The organism is Brevundimonas sp. FV1ye4L, from assembly GCF_058681255.1.
Window position 1 is genome coordinate 1,290,947 of the sequence record NZ_CM178734.1, and the last position, 18,176, is coordinate 1,309,122.

The 18,176-nt window shown below is 66.6% G+C and carries 17 protein-coding genes; 8 read left to right on the top strand and 9 right to left on the bottom strand.

All coding sequences use genetic code 11. From position 1 onward, the window contains the following. The first annotated feature begins 344 nt into the window (after positions 1 to 344). From lspA to ACW17X_RS06270, 7 genes are all read left to right on the top strand, one after another. Positions 345 to 851 (top strand): signal peptidase II, encoded by a 507-nt coding sequence (lspA, locus tag ACW17X_RS06240; protein WP_492100123.1) that lies wholly within the window; start codon positions 345 to 347, stop codon positions 849 to 851. A gap of 174 nt (positions 852 to 1,025) precedes the next feature. After that, the gene (locus ACW17X_RS06245) at positions 1,026 to 1,592 is read left to right on the top strand and encodes a DUF3035 domain-containing protein (protein ID WP_492086427.1); all 567 of its coding nucleotides are present in this window, start codon (positions 1,026 to 1,028) and stop codon (positions 1,590 to 1,592) included. 67 nt (positions 1,593 to 1,659) lie between these two features. Next, a complete protein-coding gene (locus ACW17X_RS06250; protein ID WP_492100124.1) occupies positions 1,660 to 2,331 on the top strand; it encodes a Tat pathway signal sequence domain protein in 672 nt (223 codons plus the stop codon). Next, positions 2,331 to 4,133 carry an arginine--tRNA ligase gene (argS, locus tag ACW17X_RS06255; protein WP_492100125.1) on the top strand — a complete coding sequence of 601 codons (1,803 nt, stop codon included), beginning with the start codon at positions 2,331 to 2,333 and terminating at the stop codon, positions 4,131 to 4,133. The genes ACW17X_RS06250 and argS overlap by 1 nt, the downstream gene beginning before the upstream one ends. Positions 4,134 to 4,215: 82 nt before the next feature. Beyond that, positions 4,216 to 5,043, top strand: a complete 828-nt coding sequence (locus ACW17X_RS06260; protein ID WP_492100126.1) for a PIN domain-containing protein — start codon at positions 4,216 to 4,218, stop codon at positions 5,041 to 5,043. Between the two features lie 24 nt (positions 5,044 to 5,067). Continuing rightward, complete coding sequence (locus tag ACW17X_RS06265) at positions 5,068 to 6,084, top strand: adenosine deaminase (RefSeq protein WP_492100127.1); 1,017 nt, start codon at positions 5,068 to 5,070, stop codon at positions 6,082 to 6,084. Continuing rightward, positions 6,081 to 6,389, top strand: a complete 309-nt coding sequence (locus ACW17X_RS06270; RefSeq protein ID WP_492100128.1) for a hypothetical protein — start codon at positions 6,081 to 6,083, stop codon at positions 6,387 to 6,389. Before ACW17X_RS06265 ends, ACW17X_RS06270 begins: the two co-directional genes overlap by 4 nt. Before the next feature lie 278 nt (positions 6,390 to 6,667). Here the strand turns inward: ACW17X_RS06270 and pncA are convergent, their stop codons facing one another. From pncA to ACW17X_RS06290, 4 genes are all read right to left on the bottom strand, one after another. Beyond that, positions 6,668 to 7,300, bottom strand: coding sequence for a bifunctional nicotinamidase/pyrazinamidase (gene pncA / locus ACW17X_RS06275; protein ID WP_492100129.1), 633 nt, complete (start codon positions 7,298 to 7,300; stop codon positions 6,668 to 6,670). Then, positions 7,300 to 8,271, bottom strand: coding sequence for a class 1 fructose-bisphosphatase (locus tag ACW17X_RS06280; RefSeq protein ID WP_492100130.1), 972 nt, complete (start codon positions 8,269 to 8,271; stop codon positions 7,300 to 7,302). Before ACW17X_RS06280 ends, pncA begins: the two co-directional genes overlap by 1 nt. 93 nt (positions 8,272 to 8,364) lie before the next feature. Beyond that, a complete protein-coding gene (gene serA, locus ACW17X_RS06285) occupies positions 8,365 to 10,257 on the bottom strand; it encodes a phosphoglycerate dehydrogenase (RefSeq protein ID WP_492100131.1) in 1,893 nt (630 codons plus the stop codon). 121 nt (positions 10,258 to 10,378) lie between these two features. Continuing rightward, positions 10,379 to 11,821 (bottom strand): SDR family oxidoreductase, encoded by a 1,443-nt coding sequence (locus ACW17X_RS06290; protein ID WP_492100132.1) that lies wholly within the window; start codon positions 11,819 to 11,821, stop codon positions 10,379 to 10,381. Between the two features lie 209 nt (positions 11,822 to 12,030). On the opposite strand from ACW17X_RS06290, the gene ACW17X_RS06295 reads away from it, so the two are divergent. Next, complete coding sequence (locus ACW17X_RS06295; protein ID WP_492100438.1) at positions 12,031 to 12,954, top strand: Hsp33 family molecular chaperone; 924 nt, start codon at positions 12,031 to 12,033, stop codon at positions 12,952 to 12,954. 37 nt (positions 12,955 to 12,991) lie between these two features. Here ACW17X_RS06295 and phoB read toward each other — a convergent pair whose 3' ends face one another. Genes phoB through pstC form a run of 5 tightly spaced genes read right to left on the bottom strand, consistent with a single transcriptional unit; the run spans position 12,992 to position 18,121 of the window. After that, entirely contained in the window at positions 12,992 to 13,681 is a 690-nt protein-coding gene (phoB, locus tag ACW17X_RS06300; RefSeq protein WP_271163955.1) for a phosphate regulon transcriptional regulator PhoB, read from the bottom strand. 20 nt (positions 13,682 to 13,701) lie between these two features. Continuing rightward, the gene (phoU, locus tag ACW17X_RS06305) at positions 13,702 to 14,430 is read right to left on the bottom strand and encodes a phosphate signaling complex protein PhoU (RefSeq protein WP_271163956.1); all 729 of its coding nucleotides are present in this window, start codon (positions 14,428 to 14,430) and stop codon (positions 13,702 to 13,704) included. After that, positions 14,430 to 15,383 (bottom strand): phosphate ABC transporter ATP-binding protein PstB, encoded by a 954-nt coding sequence (pstB, locus tag ACW17X_RS06310; protein WP_492100133.1) that lies wholly within the window; start codon positions 15,381 to 15,383, stop codon positions 14,430 to 14,432. The genes phoU and pstB overlap by 1 nt, the downstream gene beginning before the upstream one ends. 4 nt (positions 15,384 to 15,387) lie before the next feature. Next, complete coding sequence (gene pstA / locus ACW17X_RS06315) at positions 15,388 to 16,692, bottom strand: phosphate ABC transporter permease PstA (RefSeq protein ID WP_492100134.1); 1,305 nt, start codon at positions 16,690 to 16,692, stop codon at positions 15,388 to 15,390. Next, positions 16,685 to 18,121: a phosphate ABC transporter permease subunit PstC gene (pstC, locus tag ACW17X_RS06320; protein WP_492100135.1), complete on the bottom strand. Its 1,437-nt coding sequence runs from the start codon at positions 18,119 to 18,121 to the stop codon at positions 16,685 to 16,687. Before pstC ends, pstA begins: the two co-directional genes overlap by 8 nt. Positions 18,122 to 18,176: the final 55 nt, after the last annotated feature.

The window sequence follows — 18,176 nt, forward strand, 5'->3', positions numbered from 1 at the left end:
TTGGCGCTTGTCGTAAAAACAGGGTGACAAAGCGCCAACCTGCCAATCGGCGCTTGGCGCGAAAACAGGGTGACAGGGCGCCAATCGTGCCAAGCCTAGGGCCCGGCATGTTCTCTGACGGCACGGTTTCGACATCAATGAGCGGCGGCCGGATCATGGCTCCATTCTAACCGGTCCTCATCTCAGGCGAGTTGATCGCCGTTTTCGCCCGGCAAACGCCGATGGCCGCACGAATCGTCCTGCGCGCCATTTTTCTTTTCCGACCGTGAATTCGCCGACGTGAAGTTCGGGCCTCAGTGGTTTTCCGCTTCGCCCCGGCGCAGCTTCCTGCTAACCGCCGCCGCATGAAGATCACTCGCATCGCCCTGGCCGCCTACGGCATCGCCCTTCTGATCATCGTTCTGGACCAGCTGACCAAGGCTTGGATTCTGAGCCTGCCGGACGTGGCGTCGGTCAGCCAGATCCCGGTCGGCTATGTGTTCGCCGAGGTGATTCCGCCGATCCTGCGCTTCACCTTCGTGCAGAACACCGGGGTCAGCTTCGGCCTGTTCGGCGGGGGCGAGGCGCGCTGGGGGCTGACGATCTTCTCGGTCATCGTCTCGGCCGGCCTGGCCTGGTGGGCGACCCAGTCGGATCGTCGCCTGTTGATCACCGCCATAGGTTTCGTCATGGGCGGCGCCCTGGGCAATGTGATCGACCGAATCCGGTTCGGCTATGTCGTCGACTTCATCGACGTGTCGGGCACGGGCGTCTTCCCCTGGGTGTTCAACATCGCCGACAGCGCCATCACCATCGGCGTCGTTCTGCTGATTCTGGACAGCTTCCTGTCCGACCGAGCCGCGAAAGCCTGAGCCCGGCTTTCGTCCGATCCAGAGCCTGATTCACGGCCTCGGCGGGATCGCCGTCTCCGCCGATCAGGCTCGAAGGTTGGCGCGGCCCCCGAAAAGTCGTAATCACCCCCTCTTCACTATGCCAAGAGCGCCCGTAGAGGCGTTTCGAGCATCAGCCGATCAGAGCCTGAACCCATGCGTATTCGCAGCGTCGCCGTACTGACCCTCGCCGCCACCGCCGCGCTCGCCGTTTCGGCCTGCGGCAGCATCAAGCAAGGCATCGGCCTGACCAAGGTCGTGCCGGACGAGTTCGTGACCGTCTCCACCGCGCCGCTGAGCGTGCCGCCCGAGTACGGCCTGCGCCCGCCGGCGCCGGGCCAGCCGCGCCCGCAAGAGCTAGCGCCCGAGAGCGCCGCCCGCCAGATCCTGCTGGGTCAGCGCCAAGCCATCACCCGCACCCCGGGCGAGCAGGTCCTGGTCGCACAGGCCGGCGCCGAACAGGCCGACCCTCTGGCCCGCTATGTCATCGACGACGAGTTCGGCGACATCGCCCACAAGGACGAGAGCTTCGCCAACCGCGTGATGTTCTGGCGCAAGGACGATGCTTCGACCCAGGCGCCGACGGTGCGCCAGACGGCCGACGGCCAGCAGACGATCGACGCCTCGACAGAAGCCGCCCGGCTTCAGGCCCTGACCGGCGGCCAGCAGGCCATCACGATCCAGCCGCGCCGCAGCGGCGGTTTCAAGCTGCCGGGTCTGTAAGACCCTTCGCCCCTGTTCCAAGGACGCCTGCCACGGCGTTGGTCCTCTCGCTGTCGGAAGATAACTGATGCGTCGCGTGCTTTCCGCCCTGGCCGCCGTCTCCATCGCGGCCTCCATCCTGCCCACCGCCGCCCAGGCGCAGATGTCTCCTGGACAGTCGGGACAGCGGGATCGCGGTTCCAGCGGCCAGCAGGCCGATGCGCCCTCCGAGCGCGCGCCGCGATTCGCTCCGCTGCGCCGTCGCGCCAACGCCGGCCCCTGCCCCTTCGTGAAGGTGCTTTACGACGCCGCCCGCTATGTCGAGCTGGAAGGCGGCCGCGCGGCCATCTCCAACGTCGGCTTCACCGGCGAGATCGAGGGCGTCTCGGCCGACTGCGAATATCGCGAGGACGACCCCATCAAGCTGGACATGGACATCCTGTTCGAGCTGGGCCGGGGCGAGCAGGCGAACGAAGATCAGAAGACCTATCGCTATTGGGTCGCCGTGACCGAGCGCAACAGCGCCGTCCTGGCCAAGGAATATTTCGACCTGCCGGTGAAGTTCGACGGTCAGCGCACCGCCTCGGTCCACGAGGAGCGCAGCATCGTGATCCCGCGCGCAGATCTGGAAACCAGCGGCGGCAATTTCGAAGTTCTGATCGGCTTCGACGTCACGCCTGAAATGGCCGAATTCAACCGTTCGGGCAGCCGCTTCCGCGTCACCGCCGGAACGGCCCAAGCCACTACGCCGAGCCAGTAATGTCTGACCTGAAGACCGTCCTCAGCGAAGCGGTCGCCGCCGCCTTCGCCGCCGAAGGCGTGGATGCGGCCCTGGCGCGCGTCACCCCGTCGGACCGTCCCGACCTCGCCGACTTCCAGTCGAACGGCGCCCTTGCCGCCGCCAAGGCGTTGAAGGCCAATCCGCGCGAGCTGGCGGGCAGGATCGCCGAACGGCTGACCGCCGATCCCCGCTTCGCCTCGGTCGAGGTGGCGGGGCCGGGCTTCATCAATCTGAAGCTGGCCGATGCGCTGCTGGCCGAGCGCGCTGCAGAGGTCGCGGCCGACGCTGACCATGCAGGCGCCGCACTCGTGGCCGATCCCCGCAAGGTGGTCATCGACTACGGCGGTCCGAACGTGGCCAAGCCGATGCACGTCGGCCATCTGCGCAGCGCCATCATCGGCGAGAGCCTGAAGCGGCTGTTCCGCTTCCGCGGCGATCACGTGACCGGCGACGCCCATTTCGGCGACTGGGGCTTCCAGATGGGGCTGCTGATCGTGGCCTGTGGCGACGAGGGTCTGGCTGAAGGTTTCCTGGTTGAGGGCGACGGGCCCTTCCCGGCCGAAAGCCCGGTGACCCTGGCCGACCTCGACCGGCTGTATCCGCTGGCCGCCGGCAAGGCCAAGGAAGACCCGGCCTTCCGGGACCGCGCCCGCAAGGCGACGGCGGAACTGCAGAACGGACGTCCCGGCTATCGCGCCCTGTGGGCTCATTTCGTGGCGGTCAGCCGCGAGGCGCTGAAGCGCGAATACGGCGATCTGTCGGTCGATTTCGACCTGTGGAACGGCGAGAGCGACGCCGATCCGCAGATGCCGGAAATGCTGGCGCATCTGAAGGCGACCGGCCTGCTGGTCGAGGACGACGGCGCCCAGGTGGTCCATGTCGCCAAGCCCGGCGAGACGCGCAAGAAGAAGCTGGCCGACGGTTCGGTGATCGAGGCCCCGTCGCCCCCGCCCCTGCTGGTGATCAGTTCGGAAGGCTCGGCCATGTACGGCACGACCGACCTGGCCACGATCCTGGACCGCAAGAAGGCCCTGGCGCCGGACCTGGCCCTGTATGTGGTCGACGAACGCCAGGCCGAGCATTTCGAACAGGTGTTCCGCGCCGCCTATCTGGCCGGCTACGCCGCCGAAGGGGCGCTGGAGCATCTGGGCTTCGGCACCATGAACGGGCAGGACGGCAAGCCGTTCAAGACCCGCGCGGGCGGGGTGCTGAAGCTGCGCGACCTGATCGATCAGGCGACGGACAAGGCGCGCGAGCGGCTGCACGAGGCCAAGCTGGGCGACGACCTGTCGCCGGAAGAGTTCGAGGCCATCGCGCACAAGGTGGCCATCGCCGCCCTGAAGTTCGCCGACCTGTCGAACGCGCGGACCACCAGCTACGTCTTCGACCTGGACCGGTTCATGAGCTTCGAGGGCAAGACCGGCCCCTATCTGCTGTACCAGTCGGTGCGGATCAAATCCCTGCTGAGGAAGGCCGCCGAACAGGGGGCGGCGCCGGGGCCCATCGTCATCGCCGAACAGGCGGAGCGCGATCTGGCCCTGACGCTGGACGCTTTCTCGACCGCCGTGTCCGACGCCTATGACAAGCGGATGCCGCATCTGGTGGCCGAGCATGCCTATCGGGTGGCGCAGTCGTTCTCGAAATTCTACGCCGCCTGCCCGGTGCTGGTCGCGCCGGATGAGGCGACGCGGGCCTCGCGCCTGGCCCTGTCGGCGGCGGCCCTGCGTCAGCTCGAGACGGCCCTGACCCTGCTGGGGATCGAGACGCCCGAACGGATGTGACCGGCGTTATGTGACCTGAAAGACGCGGACTCCGCTTCTCGGCTCTGGTTAAGCTTTGCCAGGGACAGGGAGCGGACGACGGATGGGGAAACCCGACGGTCAGCAGTCGAAGGGGCGCAAGGCCTGGGGGCAGCATCGGGGTCGTATCCGCATGGCGGACGCGGCCTTGCGCCCCTTTGGTCCGGGCGACCTCACGCCGCCGTTCCTGAAACGCCGCGCTGTGCTTTATGTCGACGGCTACAACCTGTTTCACGCCTTGCTGGATCAGAAGCGGCGCGAATGGCTGTGGCTGGACTTGCAGGCCCTGGGGCGAGGCCTGATCGATCCGATGGAGCGGCTGACCGGCGTCGTCTGGGTCAGCGCACACAAGCCCCAGGCCCGGGCGCGGATGGAGGCCCTGTTCCGTTATGAGGCCGCGCTGAGGGCCCGACGCGTGCGTTGTCTGATGGGCCATTTCATCGTCCATGGCGAACACTGCCGCGCCTGCGGCCACGGCTGGAGTTCGGCGACGGAGAAGCAGAGCGACGTCAATCTGGCCCTGGCGGTGGTGGACGATGTGGCCGCGAACCGGGTCGATAGCGTCTATCTGCTGACCACCGACGGGGACCATGCGGCGACCGCGCGGTTCGTGCGCGAGGCCTATCCGAACAAGCGGATCGTCAGCGTCGCCCCGCCCGGCCGGCTTCATAACCGCCAGATCGCCAACTGGACCGACGAACTGGTGGGGATCGGCCCCAATCTGGTGGCCCGATCCATGCTGCCCGACCGGCTGAAGACGGCCAAGGGCTGGATCGAACGGCCCGAGGCCTGGAGCGCCCGGCCCAGCCTGCCCCCGCCGCCCGATCCACCGCCCAACGACGACGCGGGGAAGACCAAGGCTGGACATCTGCGGCTGGTGGTGTCGAATTGACGCCTTCTCTCCGAAGGATGCCCCATGTCGTTAGACGCCTATATCGCCGGCCTGCCCAAGGCGGAGCTGCACTTGCACATCGAGGGCTCGCTGGAGCCGGAGCTGATGTTCGAACTGGCGCAGCGCAACGGGGTGTCCATCCCCTATGACAGCGTCGAGGCGGTGCGGGCGGCCTATGATTTCTCGAACCTGCAGGATTTCCTGGACATCTATTACGCCGGGGCCGCCGTGCTGCTGACGCGCCAGGATTTCGAGGATCTGGCCTTCGCCTATTTCCAGCGGGCGGCCGCCGACAATGTGCGCCACGCCGAGATCTTCTTCGATCCCCAGACCCATACCGACCGGGGCGTGCCCTTCGGCGTGGTGGTGGAGGGGCTGATCGCGGGCATGGACCGGGCCAAGGCGGAGTTGGGCGTCAGCTCGGGGCTGATCCTCAGCTTCCTGCGTCACCTGACCGAGGAAGAGGCGTTCGCGACCCTGGAGGCGGCCAAACCCTATCTGCATCATTTCATCGGCGTGGGGCTCGACTCGTCGGAGGTCGGCCATCCGCCGTCCAAGTTCCAGCGCGTCTTCGCCGCCGCCCGCGACCTGGGCCTGAAACTGTGCGCCCACGCCGGTGAGGAAGGCCCGCCGGCCTATGTGCACGAGGCGCTGGACCTGCTGCACATCGACCGGATGGACCACGGCAATCGGTCGATGGAGGACGAGGTTTTGGTCGAGCGGCTGGCGCGCGAACAGATGACCCTGACCGTCTGCCCCCTGTCGAACCTGAAACTGTGCGTGGTCGACGACCTGAAGGATCACCCGGTGCCCGAGATGCTGCGCCGGGGCCTGCACGTCACCCTGAACTCGGACGACCCGTCCTATTTCGGGGGGTATGTGAACGACAACTACAGCCGGTTGGCGGCGGCGGTGGGCCTGACGAAGGATCAGGTGACGCTGCTGGCGCGGAACAGTTTCGAGGGGTCGTTCCTGGGCGAGGCGGAGAAGGCGGCGTTCGTGGCGGAGGTGGAGGCCTACGCGAGATTGCAAGTCGGATGATCGAAGCGCTGCTGTCTATTGCATTATGTCTGAGCGGGGCGACCGCCGTCGCGACCTCATTGGGAGCGCACTTCGCTGCCGATTATTTCAAGCGAAACAAGATCGTGAAAAAATCAGCGCCCGATTTCATTCGGTCAGGGCCACCACCGTTCTTAGAGACGGGCATATCACTGGGCGACATTTTCTCCGAAACGCACAAAGCGTACGGCAATAAGTTCATAAGCCGGTGCGTTTACATCGCGCGCGCTTCGATCATCGCCGTAGGGACTCTGTCCGTCGCCCTGGTGATGGTCGTCGTCATCTGATCGAAGAGGCTGAAGCCATCTCCACCACTCCCACCGACTGAAAGCTGTTCCCCGCTGCTGCTGTCTGCATCTCGATGGCGCCAGACTGACATTCTCTTTCGTCATTCCGGGCGAAGCGCAGCGGAGACCCGGAACCCAGCGGCGCGCGGGAGCGCGAACCTGTCGCGGACTGGCCGCTCAACATAGTGCGGCTGAGCCATTTCGCCTTCGGCGCCGCTGGGTTCCGGGTCTGCGGGCCGAGAGGCCCTTCGACCGGAATGACGAAAGAAAAGGGAGCGTCAGCCGAGGACGGTCGCGGCCCCGATCTCCGCCACACCCAAGGCCCGGAAACTGTCCCGCGCCGCAGCCTCGGTCTGCGGCGCGATAGCGCGGCTGGCGTCGGAGATGACCACGGCCTCAAAGCCTTCGCGCACCGCGTCCTCGGCGGTGAAACGAACGCAATAGTCGAAGGCCAGGCCGGCCAGGAAGACGCGGGTCACGCCCAGGTCTCGCAACAGGCCCGCCAGGCCGGTCGGGGTGCGGTGGTCGTTCTCGAAGAAGCCGGAATAGGAATCGACCGCCGGATTATAGCCCTTGCGGATCACCGCCAGGGCCTTTTGCACCGTCGGCGCGATATCGGGATGGAAGTCGGCGCCGGGCGAACCCTGGATACAGTGATCGGGCCACAGCATCTGGCGGCCGTAGGCGACCTCGATCTCGGTGAAGGGGGCCGCGTCGGGGTGGTTGGAGGCGAACGAAATCTGGTCCGGCGTGTGCCAGTCCTGGGTCACGACCACCCGCGTGAACCGTTCGGCCAGCCGGTTGATCAGCGGCATGATCCCCGCCCCGCCTGCGACCGCCAGACTGCCGCCTTCGCAGAAGTCGTTCTGCGGGTCGATGACCAGGAGGGCGTCGGTAGGGCGGATAAGCATCACACGCCCGCGTAGGCGTCGATCTCGTTGGCCGAGCCCAGGGCGACCGGGATACGCTGGTGCAGGTGCTCGGGCTGGATGTCCAGGATGGGCTGCGTCCCGTCCGTCGTCGCCTTGCCCCCGGCCTGTTCAACCAGGAAGGCCATGGGATTGCCCTCGTACATCAGGCGCAGCTTGCCAGGCTTGGTCGGTTCGCGCTTGTCCCACGGATAGAGGAAGACGCCGCCGCGCATCAGGATGCGGTGGACGTCGGCGACCATGGCGGCGACCCAGCGCATGTTGAAATTCTTGCCGCGCGGGCCTTCTTCGCCCTTCAGCAGGTCGCCCACATAGGTCTGCACCGGCTGGGACCAGTGGCGCAGGTTCGACATGTTGATGGCGAACTCCTTGGTGTCCGGGGAGACGGCGATGTCGTCGTGGGTCAGGATCCAGTCGCCGTCGTTCGACAGGGTGAAGCCCTTGACCCCGGCGCCCGTGGTCAGGACCAGCATGGTCTGGGGGCCGTACAGGGCGTAAAGGGCGGCGACCTGATTGCGGCCCGGCTGCATGAAGTCGGCCTCGGTCGGCGAAGGCGTCGCGGACTTCAGCACCGAGATGATGGTCCCGACCATGGCGTTGATGTCGATGTTGGACGAGCCGTCCAGCGGGTCGAACAGAACCAGATAGTCGCCGGTCGAATGGGGGGCCGGCTGGACCTCGTCCATTTCCTCCGAGGCGACGCCGGCGACGGCGGGGCTGGCCAGAAGGGCGTCGGTCAGCATGTCGTTGGTCATGACGTCGAGCTTCTTCTGCTCCTCGTCCTGAACATTGATCTGGCCCGAGGCGCCCAAGGCCCCGGACAGAGCCCCGCCGGCGACGAGCTTGCTGATGTCGGCGCAGGTCGCGGCGGCGACGGTCAGCACCGCTTTCAGACCCTCGGGCGCATCCAGGGCGGCGATATGGGCGTCGAGGCGGGTGCGGTCGGCGGTCATGCGGTCGGTCCGGTGCGGCTGGGAGCGTGCTTCGTTCTTGGCGGGCCGGCGGCGCGAGGGCAAGGCTGAAACCCTCTCAGCATCCTTCCGCACTCAGTGCAGAGTGCGGAACTTCAGCGTTCCCGGCACCGTCTTCAACGTCCGCAGGGCCTCGGGATCATAGTCCCGGTCCACGTCGGTGATGACATAGCCGGTGCGTTCGTCGGTCTTCAGATGCTGCCCCAGGATGTTCAGCCCCGCCGCCGCCAGGGCGCGGTTCAGTTCGGCCAGCACGCCCGGCTGGTTCTTGTGGATGTGCAGGATGCGGTGCGCCCCAGACACCTCGGCCAGTTGCACGTTCGGCAGATTTACGCTGAAGGTCGTGTCGCCCCGGTTCAGATAGCCCAGCAGCCGCTCGGCCGCGAACTCGGCGATAGCTTCCTGCGCCTCCTCGGTCGATCCGCCGATGTGCGGGGTCAGGATCATGTTCTTCATCCCCTGCAGCGGGCTTTCGAACGGGTCCGAATTGGTGCGCGGCTCCTCGGGGAAGACGTCCACCGCCGCGCCGGCGACCCGGCCCGAGCCCATGGCCTGGGCCAGGGCGCCGACATCGACCACATGGCCCCGCGACAGGTTCAGGAACAGCGCCCCCTCCTTCATCCGCGCGAACTGGGCCGCGCCGAAGATGTTGGAATTCTCCCGCCGCCCATCGACGTGCAGGGTCACGACGTCGCTCTCGGCCAGCAGGGCGTCCAGCGAGCGCATGCGCCGGGCGTTGCCAAGGGCCAGCCGCTCCGACAGGTCATAGAACAGCACCCGCATGCCCAGGTTCTCGGCCAGGACGGACAGCTGGCTGCCGATGGCGCCATAGCCGACGATGCCCAGGGTCTTGCCGCGCAGTTCCTTAGATCCGGTCGCCGACTTGTTCCATTGGCCCACGTGCATGGCGGCCGACTTGTCCACCACGTCCCGCATCAGGACGATCATCAGACCGATGGCCAGTTCCACGACCGAGCGCGTGTTCGAATAGGGGGCGTTGAACACCGCCACGCCGTGATCGGAGGCTGCGTCCAGATCGATCTGGTTGGTGCCGATGCAGAAGGCCGCGATCGCCATCAGCCGGTCGGCCTCTTCCAGCACGCGGCGGCTGACCGTGGTCTTGGAGCGGATGCCCAGCACATGCACGCCCTTGATGGCGGCGATCAGGTCGTCCTCGTCCAGGGCGCCCTTCATGGTCTCGACCGAGTAACCCGCCTCCTCCAGTTGTTCGACAGCGGCGGGGTGGATGTTCTCAAGCAGAAGCATCTTCATCCGGCTGCGCGGGAAGGACCAGCGGCCGACCAGGCCTTCGGCGTGGAGCACTTCGTCCAGGGATGCGGCCTCGGCGTCGGCGACCTCGACCACGGGCGCGCGGCGGGCGACCTCGGTGAAGGCGTAGAAGGCGTCGGCGGCCCCGGCGATCTTGACCTCGGCGTCGTTCCAGCCGTCGCCGACCATGACGACGCGACCCGGCAGCTTCAGGGCGTGGATGACGGCCGGCTTGCCGTCGGCCTGGGACAGGGGATTCGCGTCATCGACACCCGTCACCCGGTCATCGGCGTCATAGACCAGGTCGTTGCACAGCACCCGGTCCGGCGACACGCCCAGCATCTCAGCCACCGGGGCGATCACCTCGCGGAAACCGCCGGACAGGATGACGACCTTGCCCTTGTGCTGCTGGAAGAAGTTCAGATTGCGCCGCACCGAGGCGGTCAGATGATCCGGCGCCGTCTCCGCCAGGGCCGCGACGTGGGCGCGGGTCAGGGGGAGCAGGGACAGCCGACGACGCAGCGCCTCGCCGAAGGCCAGTTCGCCGGCCATGGCCTTGTCGGTCAGGTCCGCGATCTCGGCGCGGGTCTTCTCCGCCTCGGGCGAGTCGGCCAGGGCGATATCGGCCAAGGCTTCCAGTGTCTCGAAGGCGACCAGGGTCGAATCGAAGTCGAAGATCAGTGTGGGGCGCGCGCTCATGGGCGGCGTCTTAGCGGCCTTCGCGCCCGCGGCAAAGCCGAGCCGTGCTGATGAAGCCGATCAGTTGCGCTTAAACCTTGCCGCCCGCCGGTATTTTCGCCGCGGCGGACGGCAAGAAATATCAGAACCGGGCGATGCGGCGCACGTGGCTGTCCGGACGACGGCTTTCCAGCACGGCCGCGCCGACGGCGGCGGCGAGGGTGGCGACGGCCAGAAGCGCGCCGCCTTCACGGGCATGATCACGGGCGTAGGCGCCGGCGTCGTCGGCGTAACGGCGCGCCGTCTTGCCGTGCTTCTTCAACGCCTTCTTGGAGCCCTTGCGGGTCGAACGGAACCATTCGTCGGCCCGATCGCGCGCGTCATGGGCCACGTCGCTCGCGCGATGGCGCGCTTCACGCGAAAACGCCTCGGCCCGCTCGCCCGCGTCTTCGGCGCGATGACGGAAGGCGTCGATGGCGTCGTGGAAACGGTCGCGCAGTTCGTCCGTGTCCACCCATCCGCGCGGATCGATACGGGTCTTGATACGCTGATAGCGCGTCGGTCCGCTGCGCTGAGTCAGATACAGGACCACAGCGGCGCCGGCCGCGAGGGCCACGAGGCTGCCGGCGGTGACGCCCGGACGTTTGCGGACTTCGGCCAGGGCGCTGAAATTACGGACCATAGGATAGTGAACCTCTTCATCGAGGCCGTCCTCGGTCGGGTCATAGAGCCCGTCGTCATACGGCCGATAGGCGGAACGGCGGTCCCGCATCAAAGATGGAGCGAACCGCGCCAGCAGAGGTTCCGCAATCCCCGGCAAAGCCGAGTAAAAAGACGCAATGACGCGCCCTCCCCCGCCCACGGTGATCTCGCGGATCGGATGGGTGGCGCAGTACAGGATGGTGTCGGCGACCACATGGGTCGCATAGACGGGCTGCGGATTGTGCATCGCCTGACCCGTCAGGTTCCGGGCGTGCCGGCTGATTGGCGTATTGATCGCGCCGGGCTTGACCAGGCTGACCGCCACCGGCGCCTGTTCGCGCAACAGCTCGATACGCAGGGCGTTGGTGAACCCCTTCACCGCGTGTTTGGACGCGGCGTAGACGCCCTGCATCGGCAGGGGCAGGTCCGACAGGATCGAACCGACATTGATGATGGCGCCGCCGCCCGGCCGCGTCCGCAGATGTTCGACCGCCGCCATCGCGCCATTGACCACGCCCCAGTAGTTGGTCTCGAACAGGCGGCGTTGATCCTCCAGCGTCGTCTCCCGGATCGATCCGAACAGCCCCACCCCGGCGTTGTTGACCCAAGTGTCGAAGCCCCCGAACAGCCGCACGCATTTGTCGGCCGCCGCCTTCAGCGCTTCGGCGTCCGACACATCGGCCACCGCCCAGGCCACGCGCGATCCCAGCGCCTGCAACTCTTCGCACAGGGCCCGCAGGTCCGCCTCGCCGCGCGCGATCAGAAACACCCTGGCCCCGGCCCGCGCCGCCCGACGCGCCGTCGCCAGCCCTATCCCCGATGTCGCGCCGGTGACGACGATGGACTGCTCGCCCAGCGGCTTCAGCACAGGTTTCGCGCGCATGTTCGTCCTTGCATTCCGCCTCGACAAATTCTCGAGGTTCTCCATGGTTTGTAGAGCCGGATTCTACAGGTTTTTCGAGACGACGGCGCGCCTTTGATCGCCGCACCCGGATCGGCCGATATCCACCAACGACCTCGCCCCCTTATCAACGGGGCTTTGGATGCCTAAATAGCCGCGATCCCGAAATGACGACTTCCAAGGACCCCGCCGTGACCGATCACGCGCCTCATTCCGCCGTTTCCGACGACCTGGCCGCCGCCTTCCAGATCGAGGGCTGGCCCGTGCGCGGCCGCCTGGTGCGGCTGGGTGCGACCATCGACAAGATCCTGGCCGCCCACGCCTATCCCGAGCCGGTCGCCGCCCTGCTGGGCGAGGCCTGCGCGCTTGCGGCCCTGATCGGCTCGAGCCTGAAGTTCGACGGCCGCCTGATGGTCCAGGCCCAGGGCGACGGACCGGTGCGCTATGTCGTCGCCGACTATGGCACAGACGGCACGCTGCGCGGCTACTGCCGCTATGACGAGGCCGAGGTGGCCGAGGCGTCGAAGGGCTTCGCCCGTCCCGGCGCGCAAACGCTTCTGGGCCAGGGGGTCTTTGTCATGACCCTGGATCGCGGCCCCGACTTCGAACGCACGCAAGGGATCACCCCCATCGAGGGCGAGAGCCTGTCCCTGTGCGCCGAACACTATTTCCAGCAGTCCGAACAGGTGCCGACCAAGGTGCGTCTGGCGGTGGGCGAGGTGCTGACCGAGGCCGGGTCGCAATGGCGCGCCGGCGGGGCGATGATCCAGATCATCGCCGGCGACGAGGCGCGCGGCTCGACCGAGGAGGTCTGGGACCGCACCCGCGCCCTGTTCGGCACCCTGGGCGACGACGAGCTGATCGACCCGACCATCTCGCCGGAAACCCTGCTGTTCCGCCTGTTCCACGAGGACGGCGTGCGACTCGAGGGTGCACGCGAACTGACGGCGGTGTGCCGCTGCTCGCGCGACCGCATCGCCTCAGTCCTCGCCTCCTTCGACCCGTCGGAACGCGCCGACATGGTCGAGGACGACGGCAAGATCCGTGTCACCTGCGAATACTGCGCCACCGTCTATGCGCTAGAGCCGGACGAGATCGTGGCTGAACAGATCTAAAACGAAGAAAGGCGGCCGGTACGGCCGCCCTTCTATCTCAGCCTTCCAAATCCAGCGAATAGCCCGCCGAACGGACGGTGCGGATCGGGTTGGCGCTCTCGCCGATGTTCAGCGCCTTGCGAAGCCGGCCGACATGGACGTCCACCGTGCGGGCTTCGACATAGACGTCCGAGCCCCAGACGGCGTCCAGCAGCTGTTCACGGCTGAACACCCGGCCCGGGTGCTGCATGAAATGGTCCAGCAGGCGGAACTCAGTCGGGCCCAGATGCACTTCCTGGCCCGAACGCTTCACCCGGTGCGACACGCGGTCGATGATGATGTCGCCGTGGTTCAGCCGGTCGTCGGCCAGGCCCGGCCGGATGCGGCGCAGCACGGCGCGGATGCGGGCGATCAGTTCGACCATCGAAAACGGCTTGGTCAGATAGTCGTCAGCGCCCGTGTCCAGGCCGCGAACCCGGTCGCTTTCCTCGCCCCGCGCCGTCAGCATGATGACCGGCAGGTTGCGCGTCTCGGCCTTGCCGCGGATACGGCGGCAGACCTCGATGCCCGACAGCTTGGGCAACATCCAGTCCAGCAGCACCAGATCGGGCTGACGCTCGTCGATCTGGAGCATGCCCTCCTCGCCGTCGGCCGCGACGGTGACGTCGTAACCTTCCTTTTCAAGATTATACTGAAGCAAGGTCGCCAACGCGTCCTCGTCTTCCATCACAAGGATATAGGGCTGCACGTCAGGGCTCCGGTCGCGGCTTAGTGCGAGGTCGTCAGGTTGGGGGTAGAGGCTTCGTCTTCGGCGCCGGGATGCGCTCGCGGACGTTCGCCCAGCATGTCGTCGCCGGTGATCTCGTAATGGACGGTCTCGGCGATATTGGTCGCGTGATCGCCGATCCGCTCCAGGTTCTTGGCCATGAATAGCAGATGGGTGCAGGCGCCGATCGTGCGCGGATCGCCCATCATATAGGTCAGCAGCTCGCGGAACAGCGAGTTGTAGTGCTCGTCCACCTCGTCGTCCGTCTGCCAGACGGCCACGGCGCGATCCAGTTCCGAGGCGGTATAGGCGTCCAGCACGTCGCGCAGGCGGGTCGACACCAGCCGCCCCATTCGTTCGATCGAACGGGTCAGCGGCTGCATCGGCTCGCTCTCGGCCAGGATCAGCGCCCGCTTGGCGATGTTCTTGGCCAGGTCGCCGGTGCGTTCCAGGTCGGAGGCCATCTTCATGGCGCCCAGGGTGCGACGCAGGTCGCTGGCGACCGGCTGACGCAGGGCGATCAGGCGAATGGCCTTCTTCTCGATGTCCCGATGAAGGGCGTCCAGCTTCAGATCCCGCTCGACCACCGCGCGCGCCAAAGCTATGTCGCGACGGGCGACGGAATCGATTGCGTCCGACACCTGGGCCTCGGCGAGACCGCCCATGCGGGCGACCTCGGCCGTGATCTGGTTCAGCTCGTCGCCGTAAGCCTTGACCGTGTGCTGGTTCATCAGCCGAACCTTCCGGTGATATAGTCGAGCGTGCGGCGCTCACGGGGATTCTGGAAGATGTCTTCCGTGTCGCCAGTCTCGACCAGACGGCCCATGTGGAAGAAGGCGGTGCGCTGCGACACCCGCGCGGCCTGAGCCATCGAGTGGGTGACGATGACGATGCAGAACCGCTCGCGCAGTTCGTCTATCAGTTCCTCGATCCGCGCCGTGGCGATGGGGTCCAGAGCCGAGCAGGGCTCGTCCATCAGGATCACTTCCGGATTCACGGCGATGGCGCGGGCGATGACCAGACGCTGCTGCTGACCGCCAGACAGACCCATGGCGGACGATTGCAGACGGTCCGCGACCTCGTCCCACAGGCCGGCCCTCTTCAGGGCGCTTTCGACGACCCCATCCATCTCAGACTTGGCGCTGACCAGGCCGTGGATCTTGGGGCCGTAGGCGACGTTTTCGTAGATCGACTTGGGGAAGGGGTTCGGACGCTGGAACACCATGCCGACGCGGGCGCGCAGCAGCACCGGGTCGATCGAGCGATCGTTGATGTCCTCACCGTCCATCGCGATCCGGCCGGTGACCTTGGCCCCGGAAATCGTGTCGTTCATGCGGTTCATGGTCCGCAGGAAGGTGGACTTGCCGCAACCCGACGGCCCGATCAGAGCCGTGACGGTCTTGTCGGGGATGTCCAGCGAGACGTCGTACAGCGCCTGTTTGCCCTCATAGAAAACCGAGACGTCGCGGGCGGCGATCTTGATCGGTCCGACGGGAGGACTATCGACCACGGTCGGTCCAGGCAGGTCCGACGCCTCGTAAGCGCGGGGCTCCTCCGCGGCGTTCGCCTTGGCGTTCGTCGTGGCTTCAGGCAGGACCTGCCCGCCCATGCGCGGGGTTTCGGTGGGATCGACGGGGCCGGACCCGGTCTGATCTTCGGCGGAGCGGAAAATACGGAATTTCATTCTCTTACCACCGACGCTCGAAGCGCCGCCTCAGGATGATGGCCGCCGCGTTCATGATGATCATGAAGACCAGCAGAACGATGATCGCAGCGGCGGTGCGTTCGTGGAACGCCCGCTCTGAGGCGTTCTCCCAGATGTAGATCAGCGACGGCAGGGCGCCGACCGGTTGGTCGATGGCATGCGGCACGCCCGGCACGAAACTGACCATGCCGATCAGCAGCAGGGGTGCGGTCTCGCCCAGGGCGTGGGCCATGGAGATGATCGCGCCGGTCATGACGCCGGGCATAGCCAGCGGCAGGACGTGGCTGAACACCGTCTGCGTCTTCGAAGCGCCCATGGCCAGGGCCGCCTCACGAATGGACGGCGGCACCGCCTTCAACGCCGAGCGCGTGGCGATGACCAGGGTCGGCAGGGCCATCAGGGCCAGAACCAGGCCGCCGACGATCGGGCTCGCGCGCGGCAGGTGCATCCAGTTGATGAACAGGGCCAGCCCCAGCAGGCCGTAGACGATGGAGGGCACGGCCGCGAGGTTGTTGATGTTGACCTCGATGATGTCGGTCAGCTTGTTCTTGGGCGCGAACTCCTCGAGCCAGATTGCGGCGCCGACGCCCAGCGGAATGGCGATCAGGGCCGTGACCATCAGCATCAAGGCCGAACCGACCACGGCGCCCAGGACGCCGGCCAGTTCAGGCTGGGTCGAGTCGCCGTTGGTGAACAGCGCCGTATTGAAGTGGGACCCGACCACGCCCTCGGCCTGCATTCGCTCGAGCCAGGTGATCTGCCGGTCGCTGATGCGGCGCTGATCCTGCGGCGTCGCCTGGGAGATTTCCCCCTTCAGATACAGGTCCGCGTCGTCCGAAAGCGGAACCGCCAGCGGGACCGTCTCGCCGATCACGTCCGACCGTTTCGCCACCAGATCGGCGGCCACGAACTTGAGCTCGGACGAGAACAGCGCCTTCATTTCGCTGGAGGCGGCGCCCGCCGCGTCGTCCTGAATACCCCAACGCGCCAACTGCTGCTCGGCCGCCAGTTGTTCGAAGTTCGAACCCTGGGGATAGGCGCGGTCGATCCGGGCCGGGTCCATATAGACCGGCACCGTTACCGTATGGGTGTAGAAGGCGGTGTGGCCCTGCTCGACGATCCGCACCAGCAGAACGGCGAGGAAAAGCATGGCGGCGGCGATGGCCAGCCGGCCGAACCACTTGAACCGGGCTTCCTTGGCGTGACGGCGCTTCAGGCCGGCGCGCAGACGATCCAGCCGCCCCTTCGCGGCCGCGCCGTCGATCTGATCGGGGGTCGCGTCAGTCATATTGTTCCCGGTAGGTCTGGACGATCCGGTGCGCCACGATGTTCAGCACCAGGGTCGCCAGGAAGAGGGTCAGGCCCAGGCCGAAGGCCGAAAGGGTCTTGGCGCTGTTGAACTCCTGGTCGCCGGTCAACAGGGTGACGATCTGCACCGTGACGGTGGTGACGGTGTCCAACGGGTTGAAGGTCAGGTTCGCGGCGAGGCCGGCGGCCATGGTCACGATCATGGTCTCGCCGATGGCCCGCGACACCGCCAGCAGCAGAGCCCCGGCGATGCCCGGCAGGGCGGCGGGCAGCAGAACCCGTTTAACAGTCTCGGACTTGGTGGCGCCCATGGCGAAAGACCCGTCGCGCAGAGACTGAGGCACAGCGTTCAGGATATCGTCGGACAGGGAGGACACGAACGGGATCAACATGATCCCCATGACGGCGCCGGCGGTCAGGGCCATCTGGTTCTGCACCAGGGCCAGATAGTGGCCGAGGCCGTCGAACGGTCCGCCGACCTTGATCAGGAACAGCCCGATCTCGTTGAAGAAGACCCGCAAGATGGGCCCGACCGTCAGCGCGGCGAAGAAGCCGTAGACCACGGTGGGCACGCCCGCGAGAATCTCGAGCAGCGGCTTGATCACGGCCCGCGTGGTGCGTCCGGCGTATTCCGAAAGATAGATGGCCGACAGCAGGCCGATCGGGGCCGCCACACACATGGCGATCAGCATGATCAGCAGGGTTCCGGCGAACAGCGGCACGGCCCCGAAGGCTCCGGTCGAACCGACCTGGTCGGCGCGAATGGCGATCTGCGGGCTCCACTGGGTGCCGAACAGGAAGTCGAACACCGGCACGGTCTGGAAGAAGCGGAAAGAATCGAAGGCCAGGGAGGCAATGATGCCCAGGGTCGTCAGGACGGCGATGGCCGAACACACGAACAGGGCGCCATAGACCCAGCCCTCGACCCGGTTCCGGGCGCGGGTCTGCGGCTTGATCTGGCTGAAGGCGAACAGGCCGCCGATCAGGGCGGCCAGAATGGCGCCCAGGCCGCCGCCCCATTGTAGGGTGCGTTCGATGCTGACCATGCGCCGCGCCTCGACTGGAAGCTGCTCGGCCAGCGGGCGTTCCCAGATTTGCAGGGCCGGCTCGCCACGGCCAACGCGGTGAGCATCGGCGAAGAAGGCGTCACGACGGAAGGGGTCAAGCGCCGCCACAGCCTCGGGCGTGCCGGCAGCGGTCAGCTGGCGTTCCAGCGGGGTCGCAAACACGCTGAGAAGGATCAGCACCAGCAAGGCGGGAGCCGCAACCCAGATCAAGGCATAGGCGCCATGCTGGCCCGGTCGCGAATGCGGCTTGGCCCCGACCGCGCGACGACGCGCAAGCTCGCGACCGCCTAAAAAGGCGGCGGCGCCCAGCGCAACAAGGAACAGCAAATAAATCCAGATCATTCCGGGTCCGAAGCGGGGGCAGGCGCGAATCGAAAGGCGACCGGGGATCCGGGCT

Coding starts and splice junctions, on each gene's coding strand:
- lspA (WP_492100123.1), top strand. CDS start 345: ATGAAGATCACTCGCATCGCCCTGGCCGCCTACGGCATCGCCCTTCTG.
- ACW17X_RS06245 (WP_492086427.1), top strand. CDS start 1,026: ATGCGTATTCGCAGCGTCGCCGTACTGACCCTCGCCGCCACCGCCGCG.
- ACW17X_RS06250 (WP_492100124.1), top strand. CDS start 1,660: ATGCGTCGCGTGCTTTCCGCCCTGGCCGCCGTCTCCATCGCGGCCTCC.
- argS (WP_492100125.1), top strand. CDS start 2,331: ATGTCTGACCTGAAGACCGTCCTCAGCGAAGCGGTCGCCGCCGCCTTC.
- ACW17X_RS06260 (WP_492100126.1), top strand. CDS start 4,216: ATGGGGAAACCCGACGGTCAGCAGTCGAAGGGGCGCAAGGCCTGGGGG.
- ACW17X_RS06265 (WP_492100127.1), top strand. CDS start 5,068: ATGTCGTTAGACGCCTATATCGCCGGCCTGCCCAAGGCGGAGCTGCAC.
- ACW17X_RS06270 (WP_492100128.1), top strand. CDS start 6,081: ATGATCGAAGCGCTGCTGTCTATTGCATTATGTCTGAGCGGGGCGACC.
- pncA (WP_492100129.1), bottom strand. CDS start 7,300: ATGCTTATCCGCCCTACCGACGCCCTCCTGGTCATCGACCCGCAGAAC.
- ACW17X_RS06280 (WP_492100130.1), bottom strand. CDS start 8,271: ATGACCGCCGACCGCACCCGCCTCGACGCCCATATCGCCGCCCTGGAT.
- serA (WP_492100131.1), bottom strand. CDS start 10,257: ATGAGCGCGCGCCCCACACTGATCTTCGACTTCGATTCGACCCTGGTC.
- ACW17X_RS06290 (WP_492100132.1), bottom strand. CDS start 11,821: ATGCGCGCGAAACCTGTGCTGAAGCCGCTGGGCGAGCAGTCCATCGTC.
- phoU (WP_271163956.1), bottom strand. CDS start 14,430: ATGAACCAGCACACGGTCAAGGCTTACGGCGACGAGCTGAACCAGATC.
- pstB (WP_492100133.1), bottom strand. CDS start 15,383: ATGAAATTCCGTATTTTCCGCTCCGCCGAAGATCAGACCGGGTCCGGC.
- pstA (WP_492100134.1), bottom strand. CDS start 16,692: ATGACTGACGCGACCCCCGATCAGATCGACGGCGCGGCCGCGAAGGGG.
- pstC (WP_492100135.1), bottom strand. CDS start 18,121: ATGATCTGGATTTATTTGCTGTTCCTTGTTGCGCTGGGCGCCGCCGCC.